We start from the raw sequence: 16991 nt of genomic DNA, 5'->3' as shown, positions 1-16991 counted from the left end.
CCAATATATTTGCCATGTGAACCATCAGTGCACACTTCGAAGCATTCGTGCTTTCAGCCACTTTAACAGGAAATCATCGCGTTAACCGGCTTTACATTGATACTAATCCCGGTGATTATAACGGTTATTGGTTTTTTCTTTCTGTAAATGGAAATGAAGTTTTTATTTTTGGCGATGCCTGAAAAATTATTTGCTTATAAAGATTTGTTCGAGTTTACAAAAGGTGTTTTTACAAGGATAGGATGTTCTGAGAACGATGCTGCGATCTCTGCACGTGTTTTATTGTCGGCGGATCTTCGTGGTGTCGATTCACATGGAGTTGCAAGGCTTTCGGGTTATGTCCGGTTATGGGAAGCAAAACGGGCAAATACAACCCCTTCACTAAAGATAATTCATGAAACTCCTTCAACAGCCGTTGTGGATGGTGACGGTGGTCTTGGACTTGTGGTTGCTCCGTATTCAATGCAGATAGCTATCGACAAAGCTAAAAATGTGGGTACAGGTTGGGTAAGCGTTCAAAACAGCAATCATTTCGGTATCGCCGGTTACCATGCCATGATGGCCCTTGAACACGATATGATCGGCATTGCGATGACCAATGCCAGCCCGCTTGTTGCACCAACGTATTCCATTGAAAGATTGCTGGGTACCAATCCTATCTGTGTTGTTATCCCGGGAGGTGAAGAACCGCCATTTGTTGCTGATCTTGCCACCACTACCGCGGCAAACGGTAAACTTGAGATCCTTCAGCGAAAGAATAAAACAGCGCCGGATGGCTGGATCCAGGACAAATATGGCAATCCGAGCAACAATCCGCATGAGTTAAAATCCGGCGGCGCCTTGTTACCACTCGGGGGCGATCGCGAACATGGGAGTCATAAAGGTTATGCACTTGGCGCCGTGGTTGACATTTTTTCAGCCATACTCAGCGGTGCTAATTATGGACCCTGGGTTCCGCCTTTTCCTGCCTATATTCCTATGCCTGAGCAGATGCCTGGCAAAGGAATAGGCCATTTTTTCGGGGCCATGCGGATAGATGCATTCCGGCCCGCCGCTGATTTTAAAAGCAATATGGATAACTGGATCAGGCGTTTCCGCTCCGCTAAAACCGTTGAAGGAGAAGAACAGGTGCTGATTCCGGGTGATCCTGAAAGAGAAATGGAGGCAGACAGGCTGATGAATGGAATCCCACTTTTACATTCGGTTGCTGATGATCTTGAATTTCTTGCCGGGAAACTTGAAATGAAATTTATGTAGCTATCGTTTATCTTCGCGTTCCAAAATTTTTGCAGAATATGAAAATCATGAAGTTTGGCGGGACCTCGGTGGGCAAGCCTGAAAGGATGCACCAGGTAGCAGAGCTGATCACCAAGGAAGACGAACCTACTATTGTTGTGCTGAGCGCACTCAGCGGCACCACCAACGCACTCGTTGCAATCGGTGAAGCCATGGCCTCGGGCAATAAGGAAGCGGCCCGGCAACAGATCGAGACGCTACAGGCCCACTATACAAAATTTATAAGGGACCTCGTGAAGACCGATAAAGCACATGAAAAAGCTACTGGTATCGTAACTGAACATTTTGAGTTTCTCAATATCATACTAAAAATTTCTTTCTCAGAAGCGTTGAGTAAAGACATCCTCGCACAGGGAGAACTACTGTCGACCAAGTTATTTTCGGTTTACCTGGAAGAGATCGGTCAGGAGCATGCACTATTGCCTGCCCTGGAATTTATGTCGATCGATAGTTACGATGAACCGCAGGTAGCCAGTATCCGCACCAAACTCGAGGCACTTCTCAAACAACATGCGGATAAAAAACTGTTCATCACTCAAGGTTATATCAGCCGGAATGCGAGGGGTGAGGTGGATAACCTGAAAAGGGGTGGAAGCGATTATAGTGCGTCGCTGATCGCTGCTGCGGCGAATGCGAAGGTCTGTGAAATCTGGACCGATATCGACGGGATGCATAATAACGATCCACGCGTAGTCAGAAAGACCGTGCCGATTGAACAAATGAGTTTTGAAGAAGCAGCAGAGCTTGCCTATTTCGGTGCGAAGATCCTGCATCCTGCGTCCATCTGGCCGGCACAGCATTACAAGGTACCGGTGAAATTACTTAACACCATGCAACCCGATGCAAGGGGCACACTGATCACAGAGGAAGCAGGCTCGGTTGGTGTTAAAGCGGTCGCGGCAAAAGATGGAATCATTTCCATCAACATCAAAAGCAGCCGGATGCTACTCGCTTACGGGTTCTTAAGAAAGATCTTCGAGGTCTTTGAAAAATACCGGACCTCGATTGACATGATCACCACTTCCGAGGTTGCCGTATCAGTTACCGTTGATAGCACTACAAACCTCAAGGACATCGTAAAAGAACTTGAGCCTTTCGGCAAAATAACCGTCGAGGAAAACCTCACTATCGTTTCGGTAGTAGGCAACGAGATCGCTCAGACACCCGGCGTGCTCAGCAAACTGTTCGAATCACTTGCTACTATACCCGTGCAGATGGTAAGTTATGGCGGTAGCAAACACAACGTGTCATTGCTTGTTCCTTCATCTTACAAGGTGCAGACTCTACAACTTCTGAATAAAGGACTTTTTAACCTGGATTAAAGGTGCCATCCAGCTTATGCAAAGCCGCAACATGGTTCGGGAGCTGATACAGGGGATAGTCCTGGTTTGTCTGCTGATCCCCGGTATCGCGTTTACTGCAAAAGCACAGGATAAAAACTACATTTCGGGCAGGGTACTCAACGGCGAAACAGATGCGCCAATACCAAATGCCAGTGTATTTATTACAAATACTTCAAGAGGTACCGTCACTTCAGTGAACGGTACCTTTGATCTTAAGGGTATCCCCGCAGGCAAGTATGATCTCATTATATCCTCTGTTGGATACAACACGCAGGTCTATTCTTTCTCATCAGAGAAGTTGCCTTTGCAGCTGAAAATTTATCTCGAACCAAAAGTAACCGAGCTTGATGCGGTGATCGTGGAGCCATATGAAAAAGATGGCTGGGAAAAATGGGGTAAGTTTTTTGTTGAAAATTTTATTGGCACTACCAACGCTTCCAAACTTTGTAAGATCAGGAATTATAAGACGCTCAGGTTCCGTCATTCCAAAAAGAAAAATGTGTTGACCGTTGTTGCGGATGATCCCCTCGTAATTGATAACCGTGAACTGGGCTACCGGATTACTTACCAGTTGGAAAATTTCACATACGATTTCAACAAAGGCACGTTATTCTATCTTGGGTATACCCTTTTCCAGGATATGGCCAAAGACACATTGAACATCCCTAAAAGATTCTTACGCGAACGCCGTGCGGCTTACCAGGGTTCAATAGTTCATTTCATCCGGTCACTCTATAATAACAGGCTCGTCGAAAATGGCTTTGAGGTTAAAAGGGTGAAAAGAGTAAACAACGAGGAAAAAGAAAGGGTACGCAACCTGATCCGGCGCAGATCCCGCATCAATGAGAATACAGATTCAAGTGAATATTATGACCGGGTGCTGAGGCAGGAAGATTTCAAGGACAGCTATTCTCAACATACCCTTACGGCCGACAGCCTGGTTTCCGTCACGACTGATCAGCAACACGTAATGTATTTCGACAATTACATACAGGTGATGTTCCGGGGCGGGCTTGAAGAAAAAGGTTACCTCTTATGGACTGGTCAGAACCGGAAGCGATATCATCCAAGATCACTGGTTAATCTGATGAGTGGAAAACCGGTAACCATTGAGCGAAATGGCAGTTGTTTTCCTCCCACAGAGATCTTCTCTTCCGGCTACTGGGCATGGAACGAAAAAATTGCTCATCTTTTACCGAATGATTACGATGATGTGCTGGGCAGGTAATCCTTCCGCACTATCGTCAACAAATCCTATGAGACAAATTGGGTATATTCGCGTCGTGAGAGTCTCCATCGGGATGATATTTGTTGCTGCATTGTTATTATGCTCAGTGACTTTGATTGGCAGGCAATCAATATATGCTGAAACTGCAGGAATACAAAAAGCAGCATCAGTTTCTGTCACAGCTATAACAACATCCTGCATAGCACAACATCCGCGGGGCATTAAAAATAGCCGTGACAATGCTGATCCTGCCTGCATTGCTGTGAAAGCGACCGTCCCGGCATCGCCTTACACCGTTAGTGGGTCCAGGTCTTATACCAGCCAGGCATCCAATAGTGTTATCAACATCTTACAGATCTCCGGTCGGGCTTCAAAGTGCCGGATACTGGCATCGTTTACGCAACCGCTTCATCATTACCCTCTTGTTTTGCCTCATCATCATTTCTGGTAGATAAACAGCGTGGCCAATTTTAGTATAGATATCCGCTAAAGGGCCATGGCACTACTCACCCTGCACCGTCTTGTCGTGCACCTTTCTGCGCATCCCGCGCGATAAATTATAAAAGACTTATTTACCAGCCAGCGTTCTTCTATGCCTCATTTATCACCATTGATTATTGACCTTGGTCTCATACTTGGAGCGGGCGCCATCATGACGCTCATCTTTAAAAGATTGAAGCAACCAGTAATTCTAGGCTACCTTCTCGCAGGAGTGGTGGTTGGACCCAATTTTTCATTGTTTCCGACCATCACCGATCAGAAAGACATTGAAGTACTTGGAGAGATTGGGGTGATATTCCTGTTATTCAGCCTTGGACTGGAATTCAGCTTTAAAAAATTGTTGAAAGTTGGAGGTGCTGCTTCAGTAACAGCGATCGTCAAGGTCCTTTTCATGTTACTGGTCGGTTATTTTGTCGGCATACTGCTTGGATGGAGTAGTATGGACAGTATTTTTCTTGGAGGTATTCTCGCTATTTCATCCACAACCATCATCATACGTGCATTCGAAGAGATGGGCGTAAAGGGACAAAAGTTTGCAAATCTTGTGTTCGGTATACTGATCGTAGAAGATATTGTAGCGGTAGTATTGCTCGTTCTGTTGTCCACGCTTGGTGTTACCCGTCATTTTGCCGGCCAGGAAATGCTCATTTCCATAGCGAAACTTATATTTTATCTGGTACTATGGTTTGTAGCGGGGATCTTTTTCCTGCCATCTTTTTTGAAGATGGTAAAAAAGTATCTGAATGATGAGACACTATTGGTTACTTCTCTCGCTCTTTGTATGCTGATGGTTTACCTGGCAACCAAAGCCGGTTTCTCACCTGCATTGGGAGCGTTTATCATAGGTTCGATTCTCGCAGAAACCACACAGGCAGAAAGAATAGAGCACCTGGTGAAATCTGTCAAAGACCTTTTTGGGGCAGTGTTTTTTGTTTCAGTGGGTATGCTGATCGATCCGAAAATGTTACTCACTTATGCCGGGCCGGTGTTACTGATAAGCTTCATCACCATTGCCGGTAAACTGATCAGCACAACCCTTGGTTCGATAATGGCAGGGCAGGGGCTTAAAACTTCCGTGCAGGCGGGTATGAGCTTGTCGCCAATTGGTGAGTTCTCTTTTATTATAGCTGCATTAGGTCTTACCTTGAACGTGACCAGTCATTTTTTGTATCCTATCGCCGTAGCCGTTTCAGCGGTAACGGCGTTTGCGACACCATTGCTGATACGTTTTTCGGATCCGGTCTACCGGTGGACCGAACGCGTCCTGCCTCAGAACATCAAAGATTCTATTATCCGTTACAGTTCCGGTTCACGAAATATCCAGGTAGCGACTGATTGGCAAAAATTGTTGAAGGCAAAGTTTTATAACATTATACTGCACTCCACCATCATCATATCCATCATCGTATTGTCATCCAACTACCTGATCGATGCCATGAATAAAACACTCAACTGGAGTGGATGGGCAAATCAGCTTGCGGCGGTTATTACCCTGATCATGTTATTGCCGTTTCTTTGGGCACTTGCCATAAAAAAAGCCTATACAAATGAAACGTTCCGGGTCTGGTCAGAAAAGCGATACCGCGGGCCAGTAGTTTTGTTACAGATTTTCCGCATTCTGCTGGCTATATTTTTTATCGGATTTTTCCTCGATCGTTTTGTTTCAAAAGAGCTGGCCTACATCATGGTGGTGGTGCTGGTTGTTGTGTTGTTCTTTTTCTCGAAAAGGATACAGGCTTTTTATTTCCGTCTGGAGAATCGTTTCCTGGCAAATCTTAACGACAGGGAAAGGCAACAAGTGTTGTCAAAAGCACCTGATCTTGCACCCTGGGACGCGCATATGGCAAACTTCGAAATAAAACCTGAATCGGAAATCGGCGGTAAATCCCTGCTGGATCTTGGCTGGCGTGAAGAGTTTGGAATAAATGTAGCCATCATCGAAAGGGGAGAACACCGGATCTCTGTGCCGGGCAGGGAAGAAGTGATCTTCCCCTATGATACGCTCTCCGTAATAGGTACTGACGAACAGATCGAAAAGTTCAATCAATACCTGGATGCCGTAAATATCAACGCGCATGTCACCAAAACAAAAACCCAGGTGACGCTTGAGCGCATAACCATCAGCCCGGATTCGCCGTTCCTTCACATGACGATCCGCAACTCTGGTATTCGCGAAAAAACTCACGGACTTGTAGTAGGAATTGAACAAAACAATGAAAGGATACTAAACCCGGAGTCGGATTATGTCTTTAAAGTGGATGATGTTGTCTGGATCGTCGGAAACAGGTTGAGAATTCTTGCGGTTCAAAAAACAGATCCGGGAATGGAACTAAAAGTTGACCATAAGATTTTGGAAGAACCCAGATGATAGCAGTCGAGCAGATGACAGCAGTCGAACAGATGACAGCAAGCAAACATATGACTATGTTCTGACAGATGCCGGTGAGTCAAATCATGACCGCACTATTTTGAATGGATCCACTTCTCTACAAGATCCATCCACTTCACATTGCTGGTTTTATTATTCATACCAAAGCCATGTCCACCCGCAGGGTAAAGATAAATTTCAACAGGCACGTTGTGTTTCTTCAATTGTTCCGCAAACACCGTACTGTTGGCATATGGAACACCTTTATCGTCCTTTGCATGCACAAGAAAAGTTCGTGGGGTCTTGTCCGTTACATGTAACTCGTTCGAATATTCCTTCACCAGTGACGGGTCCGCATCTTTGCCAATGAGATTGTTCCTTGAACCGCTGTGACCCAGGCTGTCACTAAAACTGATGACGGGGTATACAAGGATCATAAAGTCGGGCCTGAGAGAAGTTCTGTTTGGATTGGAGATATACGCTTTCCCGAAGTGAGTACCCGCTGTCGAAGCCAGGTGACCACCTGCTGAAAATCCCATTATGCCAATCTGGTTGGTCCTGATATTCCATTTCGTTGCGTTTTCGCGAACAATCTGGATAGCCCGTTGCGCATCCTGCAGGGGGCCTGTTTTTTTATCGATCATCATGCTATCGTCGGGAAGACGGTACTTCACCACGAAGGCAGCAATGCCCATTTCGTTGAAACGTTTTGCAACATCATAGCCTTCATGTGCAATGGCGAGTATGCCGTAGCCACCGCCGGGAAATATAATTACCGCTTCACCCGTTGCTGTTTCTTTGGGAGGGAGGAAAATACCGATAGCCGGATTCCTGACTTTACTGACACGTTCAATTCCATTCTTGGTTTCTGACTTTTCACGGTCCGGGCCTGGAATCGAATTGGGCACGGAATCGGAATATAACGGCATGAAATCCTGGGCGTTCAGTTGCAGGAGTGAAATAGACATGCAGAAAAATATAAAGTATAATCTTTGTTTCATAATGGCGTGTTTCAAAAAAAAAATCCCCTCCGGTTATGAAGGGGAATTGAAATTAGTTAGATAACCAGCATGGCATCTCCATAACTGAAGAATCGATATTTGTCTTTTATCGCTTTTTTATAAGCCTCCATCGCGAGATCATAGCCGGCAAAAGCACACACCATGATCAGTAAGCTTGTTTTTGGTAAGTGCAGGTTTGTCACCAATGAATCAGCTATATTAAAATTGTATGGCGGATGAATAAAGATATTAGTCCAGCCTTCAGATGGCTTCATCAGTTTTTCAGCAGTGTAGGAGGACTCCAATGCACGCATGGTGGTTGTTCCGATAGAACAGATCCTATGATTGCCGGTAATGGCTTTGTTCACAATCTTGCATGCATTCTCTTCTATCCGGTAATACTCAGCATCCATTTTATGTTTGCTAAGATCTTCCACTTCAATGGGTCTGAATGTTCCCAAACCGGTATGCAATGTTACCTCTGCAAAGCGGATACCTTTGATCTCAAGTCTCTTGATCAGTTCGATACTGAAATGCAGGCCCGCCGTTGGCGCAGCAACTGCCCCTTCGTGTTTTGCATAAACAGTCTGGAACCTTTCCTTGTCCTCAGCCTCAGGTTTACGTTTTATGTATTTTGGCAATGGAGTCTCACCCAGTATTTCAAGCATCTGGCGAAACTCTTCATCAGTACCTTCCCATAAGAATCGGATAGTACGGCCACGCGAGGTTGTGTTATCAATTACTTCTGCAACCAACTCGTCATTTTCACCAAAATAGAGCTTGTTACCAACCCGTATCTTACGTGCAGGATCAACGATTACGTCCCAAAGCCTGTTGGGTTTATTCAATTCTCTCAAAAGAAAAACTTCAATCTTTGCGCCGGTTTTTTCTTTACGGCCATACATACGCGCCGGGAACACTTTGGTATTATTGACAACAAAGACATCCTTGTCATCGAAATATTCCATTATATCTTTAAATGTCCTGTTTTCAATCTGGCCGGTTTTGCGATGAACAACCATCATTCGGGCGTCTTCACGTTTTTTTGCAGGATGCTGAGCTATAAGGTTCAAGGGTAGATCGAAACGGAACTGAGAAAGTTTCATGTAAAAGTTTTGTTTAAATATTGCCTGTCGTCATGATATGAAACCGCGGGAGCAGTGGAGTGGGAAGATCGGTCGGATCCGATACAAACCAGGTCTTACGGCACCAGGTTTAATATCATGTTTGTTTAAATTTCAAGCGGGCAAAGGTAATTTTTTTTTTGGAAACCATGAAATAAAGTGTTACGGGGCTAAAACCTTGATCAACAACTTGTTTTACGCTGAAATACCCGGAATCGAAGCAATCAGTTTGCGGGTGTAATCGGAGCCTGGCCGGTGGTAAATATCTTCAGCTTTTCCGATCTCTTCAATCCGGCCCCTGTTCATCACCATAATCCGGTCACTGATATACCTCACTACCCCCAGATCATGAGAAATGAATACAATTGTAAAGCCAAACTCCTTTTTCAGGTCATTCAACAGGTTGAGAACCTGGGCCTGCACACTTACATCAAGGGCAGATACAGACTCATCACAGACCAGGAAGGACGGATTCATGGCCAGTGCCCGGGCTATAACTATCCTTTGCCGCTGCCCTCCTGAGAATTCATGTGGATAGCGATTGTAATGCTCGGGCAGAAGGTTCACTTTTTCCAGTAACTCCATCACTTTCGCTTTCCTTTCCGTGAGCTGTTTTGCTATTCCCTGGACTTTCAAGGGTTCTCCAATCGCACTCCCTATGGTTATCCTTGGATTTAAGGATGAATACGGATCCTGGAACACGATCTGGAGATCACGCCGCATCGAACGCATGGTATCCGCATCCAGCTTGGCAATATCCTGGTTTTTATAAAAAATCTGACCTGATGTGGGTTTGATAAGTCTGAGTAACGTACGGCCCAGCGTCGTTTTACCACAACCTGATTCGCCTACGAGGCCGAGGGTTTCACCTTCCATGATATCAAAGCTGACATCCTGTACCGCCTTTATGTAATGCTTAGGTTTACCCAGCAGGTTTCTGCCTGAAGGAAACCACACATTGAGGTTATTCACGGTCATCAGCACATCAGGCCTTTCCGTTATATCAGCGGTGGCCGGCTCAGCGGCTTTCGCCGGCATCCGTGTATACTCGCGGCCAGAATTTTCATTCATGAAATCGGCAACAACCGGTAATCGTTGTCCCTTTGGATGTAACACCGGCCGGCAATTCAGCAGCCCGCGGGTATAAGGATGTCGGGGACTGCTGAAAATATCTTGCACTGTTCCCTGTTCCACGATTGCACCTTTGTACATTACTATAGCACGGTCAGCAACTTCTGCGACTACGCCGAGGTCATGTGTGATAAAGATCACCCCCATCTTTTCTGTCGCCAGCAGTTCCCTGATCAGGGCGAGTATTGTTTTTTGTACGGTAACATCCAGGGCGGTGGTAGGCTCGTCGCAAACCAGCAAAGACGGCTCACAACTCATGGCCATTGCTATCATGACCCGCTGTTTCTGTCCGCCACTCAGTTGATGCGGGTAACGGTGAAACATCGCAGCAGGATCGGGGAGTTTAACTTTTTCAAAAAGGTTTATTGTTTTTTCCATCGCCTGTTTAGTCCCCATGCCCTGGTGTAACTTAATAGCTTCCATCACCTGGTCACCGCAGGTGAAAACCGGGTTAAGCGAACTCATTGGCTCCTGGAAAATCATCGCGATTTCATTGCCCCGGAGTGCCCGCAGGTCTTTCAGCGGGAGGTTGAGGAGGTTCACAGTATGAGCACCATCAGCGGAAAATAATATTTCACCTTTGGGATATGTTGCCGGCGGACTTGGCAATAGCTGCAGGATGGATAAAGACGTTACGGATTTACCTGAGCCTGATTCACCAACAATAGCCACGATCTCGCCCCGTGCTACCTGAAAACTGATGTTACTGACTGCCGTCGTTTTGCCAAGTGCTGAGGTAAAATCAACCTGGAGGTCCCGGATGTTTAATAACGGTTCTGGCATGGATAATTCGTTACCGATGGATAATTGGTTACGCATTTAAAAGCGCAGGTGCCTAACCGTTAGCCCCTCGTTGATGAGCTGTTTAAGCGAATCAATTCCGATCCTCAAATGTCTTTCAACATAATCCGACGTGATCTTTTTGTCACTTTCTTCGGTTTTGACCCCTTCGGGTGTCATCGGCTGATCGCTGACCAGCAGGAGTGCGCCGGTAGGGATCTTATTGTGAAATGCAACAGTAAATATTGTTGCGGTCTCCATATCAATAGCATAAGCTCTTATCTTCTGTAAATACTCTTTAAATTCTACATCATGCTCCCATACCCGCCGGTTGGTCGTGTATACGGTTCCGGTCCAATAATCCACTCCATAGTCCCTGATGGTGGTGGAAACGGCTTTTTGCAGTGCGAAAGCCGGCAGGGCGGGCACCTCAGCCGGAAAGTAATCGCCGGAGGTTCCCTCACCCCTTATTGCGGCAATAGGTAAGATAAGATCACCAAGTTTGTTTCTCTTTTTTAAGCCTCCGCATTTGCCCAGAAAAAGTGCTGCTTTCGGAGCAACCGCGGTCAGCAGATCCATCACCGTTGCGGCCGTCGGGCTACCCATTCCGAAATTTATGATGGTAATATCTCCGGCTGTTGCACACATCATTGGCCTGCCTTCCCCAACAACTTTCACATCGTTCCATTCGGCAAACTGGTAAACGTAATTACTGAAATTGGTAAGCAAAATGTATTTTCCAAAATTCTCCAGTTTCTCGCCAGTATAACGTGGCAGCCAGTTTTGAACTATCTCTTCTTTTGTTTTCATTGGTTATATTTAATTTTTTGTCGGGGTAACCGGTCCCATTCACAGAAGTATCTTTGTGCACATGATAAAGATAATGTATCCTTCATATTCCTATAAGATTAAAGAAGAGGAGGGAAGGGAACTGATTTTTGATCCATCACGAAAATTATGGGTGCGACTTACCCCTGAGGAATGGGTGCGTCAGAACATTATCCAGTATCTGTTACAGGCAATGCATTACCCGTCATCGCTGATTGCCATCGAAAAGGAACTGCAGCTTGGGGAATTAAAGAAACGATTTGATATCCTTGTGTACGACAAAAACCATCTTCCCTGGATGATGATTGAATGTAAGTCAATGGATGTCCCTTTGGATGATAAAGTATTAAGCCAGGTGCTGAGGTATCATATAGCGATACCTGTTCCCTACCTGGTAATCACAAACGGATCTTACTGTGCAGCATTTGAAAAAGTAAACGGGAGCCTGTCTCAACTGGAGCAATTTCCCGGATATAATCCTTCCTAACATTACACTATTCATCGCCGCCATAGGTATCAGTCAACTCATCCCATTCAGGATCACCTGGGTTTAGCAGCCACTCGAGGACAAGGTAACGTTGATGTGCAGCCGCTTTATGCACATTGGATGTGTTTTCCTTATCTGCCTTTTTTATATGTTTAAAGTATAACGCCGCCATTTTATAAAACAGGTATTCATCATAAATGGCTGAGGTCCGCAGGTAGCCGGCATCTTCAAACAGGCTGTCAGTTTCTGCAAGCAGCGGGGGAACATTTCCAAAAAAGTCACCTACAAGTTCCAGGTCACATTCGGAAGAGGGATCCGGGAAAACCTCTACCTTTCCAAGTGCCCAGGCCAGCATATAAGCGCCTTCGAATTGAAAACTAAGTTTTGCCTTTAGTTCATCTGTTGTTTCAGGCTCCCTGAAAAATTGCTTTTCATTCTCACTTATAGCCTGCCATAAGCCTTCCTTTTTTAACCAATCAGCTATTTTGTCTGCCTCGGCAGAGTTGCTTGCACAAAAAGCAACAGACAAGAGTATCATCATCCGTGCAGCGGCCTCTTCGGGATCTTTGATGACCGAAGTGATATTTTCCGGCAGGGCAGTCAGTGGAACGTCCTGGATGCCATAAGCAATCATACGTTGTCTCAGCTTCTCCCATGTTGTCTTCGATATCGACTTAGCCATCATTATAAAATTAAAAGAATGCGTGCAAGATATGATCATTAAAAGTGAAACCGCGGCAAGCGCGGTTTCTATAAGCAATTAATAAGGTTACATTTTTGTTATGGGAAGATGCCCAGTTCAGCATAGCTGGTTCCCACCTTATTGATAGCAACTACATATGCTGCGGTCCTCATGTCCGGTATCTTGTCATTTGCACGCCAGGCATCCATGATCTCCCTTGTTGCACCTATCATTGTTTCTTCAAGCCCGCTTCTCACAAGGTCAACCTCGTCGGCTCCATGAATGATCTTTTCACGGTCCTCCTGGTCCACTCTTTTGCCGGTAAGCTCTTCCATCTGTCCCAGGATCTTGGTATTCAGATCTTCAGTGAATCTTTTTTCCATCCGGCCATAACGGATATGGCTAAGGTTTTTCAACCATTCGAAATAAGAAACGGTTACACCACCCGCATTCAGATACATATCGGGAACGACCAATATTCCTCTTCTTATAAACTCTTCATCCGCGTCTGGAGTTAAAGGTCCGTTAGCCGCCTCGCCGATGATCTTTGCTTTCACACGCGGTGCATTTTCGCCGGTGATCACTGCTTCAAGTGCTGCAGGGATCAGAATATCGCATTCCATCTCGAGTGCATCAGTATTTTTTGTAAAGTTGTGTGCACCGCTGAAACCAAGTATGGATCCCGTCTTTTTGCGGTGTTCAACAACAGCATCAACGTCAAGTCCGTTCTCATTGGAAATTGCCCCTTCCCATTCAGCGAGACCAACAATCACTGCTCCGTGGTCCTGGAAGAATTTCGCAGTGTGGTAACCAACGTTCCCTAATCCCTGCACAACGATTCTTTTTCCTTCTACTCCAACGTTGAGGCCTAAACGCTGCATTACTTCGGGCATATTGCAGACTTCACGCAGTCCGTAAAATACACCAAGCCCGGTTGCTTCCTTCCGGCCACGTACGCCACCCTGTGATACCGGCTTACCAGTTACACAACCTTGTGCATCGATCTCGCCGGGGCGCATACTCTGATAGGTATCCACTATCCAGGCCATCTCACGTTCACCTGTTCCATAGTCGGGGGCGGGTACATCTATACCAGGACCGATAAAATTCTTTTTTATAAGTTCAGATGTATATCTCCTGGTAATTTTTTCCAGTTCGTAAGCCGAGTATTTTTTTGGATCGATGGTGATCCCTCCCTTCGCACCTGCAAAGGGAACATTAACAATCGCACATTTATAAGTCATCAGGGCCGCGAGCGCCATAACTTCATCAAGGTTCACACCCATCGAAAACCGGATACCTCCCTTACAGGGTAGTTTGTGATGTGAGTGCTGAACGCGGTAAGCTTTAATTACTTCTATCTTATCTCCAACTTTTACGGGGAAGTGCATGCGATAAACCGCATTACATTGTTTGATCTGCTCAAGGATACCGGGATCCCAGCTGGTGAATTGCGCTGCTTTCTCAAAGCTCTTTTCGACAGCGCCGAAGAAACTGTACTCTGACATACTGATCTTATTTATGGTTTACAATCTTAGGCATTTTTTCTCTCCAGCTTTGTTATCTTTCTGTCAAGGCGGATGACATAAAGTAACAACCCTATCAATATGGTGACCACCACGGCAACCACCACATAAATCTTACCGTCTGAACGCATACCGGTAGCTGGTTCATTAACGGGAACATTTTCCTGGGCAAATACAAAACTGTTGATGAGCAGAAGCAGGAAGGAATAGATATATTTTTTCATTTTACGGCGGCGTATTCGGTTTTTTGTTTGCCGGTAACTGAGTTTCCGGTCATCTCTGATTGTTTTTCCTCCAGCATAATGGTTCTCACCTTCAGGGTGGAGATCCATACACCGAGAAGCGTCCATCCCAATACTGCGGGCCAGAATATGATCCGCAGACGGGGATCAAGATCGCTACCGCTCAATCCGGGATTTCCTTCAACGCCCTTACCGCCGGGGTGCAAAGATTCGACCAGCCGGGGTAAAATCATTATCATCGGCACATATATGCAATACGCAAATATGTTATAAACTGCAGCTACACGACCGCGTTTATCGATATCAGTCATGGAATTTCTAAGAACGAAGTATGCGAGATAGATTAATAGCGCAATTGCTGCCCCTATTTGTTTAGGATCGTTGTTCCATGGTGCACCCCAGGTATAATTTGCCCAGATAGAGCCGGTGATTAAACCGAGGCAACCAAACACAATTCCGGTCCTTGCGAACTCAGCACCATAAATATCATATTTTGCCTTCGGATTCCTGAGGAACATGATCGAATAAACCAGTGATACGGTAACAAGGGTAAGCTGGCCGAACCACATGGGCACATGGAAAAAAAAGTTGCGGATGCTTTGATAAAGGTTCCCTATCTCGGGGACTTTAGTGGTGAACCCTGCGATGAAAGTGTACAGTAGTAAAACGATGCTCAATATTTTCCACCAGGCTAGCCGCATATTATTTTTGTGTGGAGGCAAAATTAGGGTAAACTATCCGAAATAGAAATTAGATCTCAACCTGCACAATTAGTGTATGGAGGCGGAAAAGCTCTGTCCATATCAGTCTTTCCAGAGAAAAGGGAAAAGGATAATGGCAAGCGCGAGCACCAGTACATCGAGACCTCCGAGCAGTAACATAAGGCTTAGCTGGCCACCCTGTAAAACATCTGCAAAAGAAGTAGTGGAAATTTTCATCAACAACATCAACTGTGGGATGATCAGCGGGAAACCCATGATCGCCATCAAGGCTGCATTCTGTTGGGCCCGTGCAGCTATTGCCGCCAGGAAAGTAAAGACCATGCTAAGGCTGCAACCTCCCAGGCACACAATGCCTGCGAATCTCAATGCGTGTTGTAAGGGGTTGCCCAGCAATAACTGGAATAACAACAGGCTGATGAGGCTCATGATGATCATGAGCACAACGTTGAACAGGAGCTTTGATAACATAAAGTCACGCGCCCCGGCAATGGTGTAAAAATACAACATGCGTCCACGGCTTTCCTGCAGGAAACTTTTTGCTACTGCGTTTACACAAATAAAAAGCTGGATCATCCAGAACAGCCCGTTCCAGATCTTTTCTTCTGGCTGGTCCATAGCCAGGTATAACACAAAAACCGTTGAGGCGACATACAACACTATACCATAAAAAGTATACTGCTGCCTGATCTCCAGCAACAGATCCTTTTTTACAAGAGCAATGATATGATTAGCTTGCCTGATATATAGTGTTTAGCCTGCGAAAATAATGCTTCAATATCAGATGCATATAAAACAATTATACCTGTCCTTACTTGTTATAGTCATTGGCTGCAAAGGTGGTAGACAAAACCAATCATCATTTTTCGGCTTTCAACCTGATCCTGACAAGGTTTACCAGTTTGTGCTAAAAACAGTTTCAACTTCAGTTTCCCCGTTTGGAACAAGTGGCGACACAACTTTATTTCGTTTTACGCTGCAGCCTAAACTTGTCGATACAATGGGGAGCCGCCTGCTAATGGTAATTCAGGAACTGCGGCTCGCAAAACAACCTATGCAGCTTCGTGACGGTTCCGCGAAGAACCGGATGGTAAAAAAAGAAGGCAAGTTTACTGATATGCTGGCGGAATTCCTGGCGAACAGGCTGCATATCATGAAAGGCTTTGCCGGAGATTCATTGGTACTATTTTTCAATAACCGCGTTGAGTTGGTGATGGAAGATGGATTTGAACAACTGATAAAAAATGTAAGCCACAAAACCGGGTTGGATAATGCAGCCGTAAAAGCGGTAGCAAGGGACTTCCTGTCTCCGGCAGCGCTGAAGGATATGTTTACAGGATTTATGTTTTATCTGCCGGGGAAACATATATCTCAAAACGATAGCTGGGTAAATAACACCATGTTCACAGCTCTCGCCCCGGTTAAGCACAGCAATGTGATTTCGGTAGATAAAATAGAAAACGACCTGGTTTCTTTGAGGATTGTCTCGCGCATTTCTGCGGGTGGGGAGGGGACCACTTATATGGCCGGAACCAGGAACGGTATGGTTAAAGCTTTGCTTAATTCAGGCATCCCTGCTACTGCAATGTTTACCGATGAAACAGTAACCCGGACAACGGGGGGTGAGATCCAAAATATAAAACTTACTGAGATCACTTGTATAACCAGGTGACGGCAACACAAATCGGTTTGTATAACCAGGAGACGGGGACAGAAGTCGAATTGTATAAGCAGG

The 16991-nt window shown here is 45.5% G+C and carries 16 protein-coding genes; 7 read left to right on the top strand and 9 right to left on the bottom strand.

Translation table 11 applies throughout. From position 1 onward, the window contains the following. Nucleotides 1–174: 174 nt before the first annotated feature. The 5 genes from ACX0G7_RS19335 (at nt 175) to ACX0G7_RS19315 (ending at nt 6736) form a co-directional block, all read left to right on the top strand. Nucleotides 175–1257: an Ldh family oxidoreductase gene (locus ACX0G7_RS19335; protein ID WP_458925164.1), complete on the top strand. Its 1083-nt coding sequence runs from the start codon at nt 175–177 to the stop codon at nt 1255–1257. Between the two features lie 38 nt (nt 1258–1295). Beyond that, the gene (locus tag ACX0G7_RS19330; RefSeq protein ID WP_458925163.1) at nt 1296–2618 is read left to right on the top strand and encodes an aspartate kinase; all 1323 of its coding nucleotides are present in this window, start codon (nt 1296–1298) and stop codon (nt 2616–2618) included. A gap of 16 nt (nt 2619–2634) precedes the next feature. Further along, nucleotides 2635–3867, top strand: coding sequence for a carboxypeptidase-like regulatory domain-containing protein (locus ACX0G7_RS19325; protein ID WP_458925162.1), 1233 nt, complete (start codon nt 2635–2637; stop codon nt 3865–3867). A 28-nt stretch (nt 3868–3895) separates the two neighbouring features. Beyond that, nucleotides 3896–4318, top strand: coding sequence for a hypothetical protein (locus ACX0G7_RS19320; protein ID WP_458925161.1), 423 nt, complete (start codon nt 3896–3898; stop codon nt 4316–4318). 141 nt (nt 4319–4459) lie between these two features. Beyond that, the gene (locus tag ACX0G7_RS19315; RefSeq protein WP_458925160.1) at nt 4460–6736 is read left to right on the top strand and encodes a cation:proton antiporter domain-containing protein; all 2277 of its coding nucleotides are present in this window, start codon (nt 4460–4462) and stop codon (nt 6734–6736) included. Between the two features lie 95 nt (nt 6737–6831). Here ACX0G7_RS19315 and ACX0G7_RS19310 read toward each other — a convergent pair whose 3' ends face one another. The 4 genes from ACX0G7_RS19310 to ACX0G7_RS19295 all read right to left on the bottom strand — a co-directional run bounded on the left by ACX0G7_RS19310 (nt 6832) and on the right by ACX0G7_RS19295 (nt 11582). Next, the gene (locus ACX0G7_RS19310; RefSeq protein WP_458925159.1) at nt 6832–7737 is read right to left on the bottom strand and encodes an alpha/beta hydrolase; all 906 of its coding nucleotides are present in this window, start codon (nt 7735–7737) and stop codon (nt 6832–6834) included. Nucleotides 7738–7793: 56 nt separating this feature from the next. Next, nucleotides 7794–8843, bottom strand: coding sequence for a tRNA preQ1(34) S-adenosylmethionine ribosyltransferase-isomerase QueA (gene queA, locus ACX0G7_RS19305; RefSeq protein ID WP_458925158.1), 1050 nt, complete (start codon nt 8841–8843; stop codon nt 7794–7796). 213 nt (nt 8844–9056) lie between these two features. After that, on the bottom strand, nt 9057–10775 hold the full coding sequence (locus ACX0G7_RS19300) for an ABC transporter ATP-binding protein (RefSeq protein ID WP_458925157.1): 1719 nt from the start codon (nt 10773–10775) through the stop codon (nt 9057–9059). A 36-nt stretch (nt 10776–10811) separates the two neighbouring features. Continuing rightward, nucleotides 10812–11582, bottom strand: a complete 771-nt coding sequence (locus ACX0G7_RS19295; protein ID WP_458925156.1) for an AMP nucleosidase — start codon at nt 11580–11582, stop codon at nt 10812–10814. Between the two features lie 61 nt (nt 11583–11643). Between ACX0G7_RS19295 and ACX0G7_RS19290 the strand changes: the two genes are divergently transcribed. Further along, a complete protein-coding gene (locus ACX0G7_RS19290; protein WP_458925155.1) occupies nt 11644–12087 on the top strand; it encodes a type I restriction enzyme HsdR N-terminal domain-containing protein in 444 nt (147 codons plus the stop codon). A gap of 7 nt (nt 12088–12094) precedes the next feature. Here the strand turns inward: ACX0G7_RS19290 and ACX0G7_RS19285 are convergent, their stop codons facing one another. The 5 genes from ACX0G7_RS19285 to ACX0G7_RS19265 form a co-directional block, all read right to left on the bottom strand. Continuing rightward, the gene (locus ACX0G7_RS19285) at nt 12095–12769 is read right to left on the bottom strand and encodes a DUF4272 domain-containing protein (protein WP_458925154.1); all 675 of its coding nucleotides are present in this window, start codon (nt 12767–12769) and stop codon (nt 12095–12097) included. A gap of 98 nt (nt 12770–12867) precedes the next feature. Next, nucleotides 12868–14277, bottom strand: a complete 1410-nt coding sequence (locus ACX0G7_RS19280; protein ID WP_458925153.1) for a Glu/Leu/Phe/Val family dehydrogenase — start codon at nt 14275–14277, stop codon at nt 12868–12870. A 26-nt stretch (nt 14278–14303) separates the two neighbouring features. Further along, complete coding sequence (locus tag ACX0G7_RS19275; RefSeq protein ID WP_458925152.1) at nt 14304–14519, bottom strand: CcmD family protein; 216 nt, start codon at nt 14517–14519, stop codon at nt 14304–14306. Beyond that, nucleotides 14516–15238 (bottom strand): cytochrome c biogenesis protein CcsA, encoded by a 723-nt coding sequence (ccsA, locus tag ACX0G7_RS19270; RefSeq protein ID WP_458925151.1) that lies wholly within the window; start codon nt 15236–15238, stop codon nt 14516–14518. The genes ACX0G7_RS19275 and ccsA overlap by 4 nt, the downstream gene beginning before the upstream one ends. Nucleotides 15239–15340: 102 nt before the next feature. After that, on the bottom strand, nt 15341–15979 hold the full coding sequence (locus tag ACX0G7_RS19265) for a heme exporter protein CcmB (protein WP_458925182.1): 639 nt from the start codon (nt 15977–15979) through the stop codon (nt 15341–15343). Between the two features lie 46 nt (nt 15980–16025). Between ACX0G7_RS19265 and ACX0G7_RS19260 the strand changes: the two genes are divergently transcribed. After that, the gene (locus ACX0G7_RS19260) at nt 16026–16928 is read left to right on the top strand and encodes a DUF6263 family protein (RefSeq protein ID WP_458925150.1); all 903 of its coding nucleotides are present in this window, start codon (nt 16026–16028) and stop codon (nt 16926–16928) included. The last annotated feature ends 63 nt before the right edge of the window (nt 16929–16991 follow it).

The sequence above is a fragment of the Flavitalea antarctica genome, from assembly GCF_054461535.1.
This window is presented reverse-complemented; position numbering and strand designations above follow the sequence as displayed.

Bases quoted from the DNA above. Each gene is read 5' to 3' on its own strand.
- ACX0G7_RS19310 (WP_458925159.1), bottom strand. From the start codon at position 7,737: ATGAAACAAAGATTATACTTTATATTTTTCTGCATGTCTATTTCACTC.
- ACX0G7_RS19295 (WP_458925156.1), bottom strand. From the start codon at position 11,582: ATGAAAACAAAAGAAGAGATAGTTCAAAACTGGCTGCCACGTTATACT.
- ACX0G7_RS19320 (WP_458925161.1), top strand. From the start codon at position 3,896: ATGAGACAAATTGGGTATATTCGCGTCGTGAGAGTCTCCATCGGGATG.
- queA (WP_458925158.1), bottom strand. From the start codon at position 8,843: ATGAAACTTTCTCAGTTCCGTTTCGATCTACCCTTGAACCTTATAGCT.
- ACX0G7_RS19330 (WP_458925163.1), top strand. From the start codon at position 1,296: ATGAAAATCATGAAGTTTGGCGGGACCTCGGTGGGCAAGCCTGAAAGG.
- ACX0G7_RS19275 (WP_458925152.1), bottom strand. From the start codon at position 14,519: ATGAAAAAATATATCTATTCCTTCCTGCTTCTGCTCATCAACAGTTTT.
- ACX0G7_RS19335 (WP_458925164.1), top strand. From the start codon at position 175: ATGCCTGAAAAATTATTTGCTTATAAAGATTTGTTCGAGTTTACAAAA.
- ACX0G7_RS19300 (WP_458925157.1), bottom strand. From the start codon at position 10,775: ATGCCAGAACCGTTATTAAACATCCGGGACCTCCAGGTTGATTTTACC.
- ccsA (WP_458925151.1), bottom strand. From the start codon at position 15,238: ATGCGGCTAGCCTGGTGGAAAATATTGAGCATCGTTTTACTACTGTAC.
- ACX0G7_RS19325 (WP_458925162.1), top strand. From the start codon at position 2,635: ATGCAAAGCCGCAACATGGTTCGGGAGCTGATACAGGGGATAGTCCTG.
- ACX0G7_RS19260 (WP_458925150.1), top strand. From the start codon at position 16,026: ATGCTTCAATATCAGATGCATATAAAACAATTATACCTGTCCTTACTT.
- ACX0G7_RS19315 (WP_458925160.1), top strand. From the start codon at position 4,460: ATGCCTCATTTATCACCATTGATTATTGACCTTGGTCTCATACTTGGA.
- ACX0G7_RS19290 (WP_458925155.1), top strand. From the start codon at position 11,644: ATGATAAAGATAATGTATCCTTCATATTCCTATAAGATTAAAGAAGAG.
- ACX0G7_RS19285 (WP_458925154.1), bottom strand. From the start codon at position 12,769: ATGGCTAAGTCGATATCGAAGACAACATGGGAGAAGCTGAGACAACGT.
- ACX0G7_RS19280 (WP_458925153.1), bottom strand. From the start codon at position 14,277: ATGTCAGAGTACAGTTTCTTCGGCGCTGTCGAAAAGAGCTTTGAGAAA.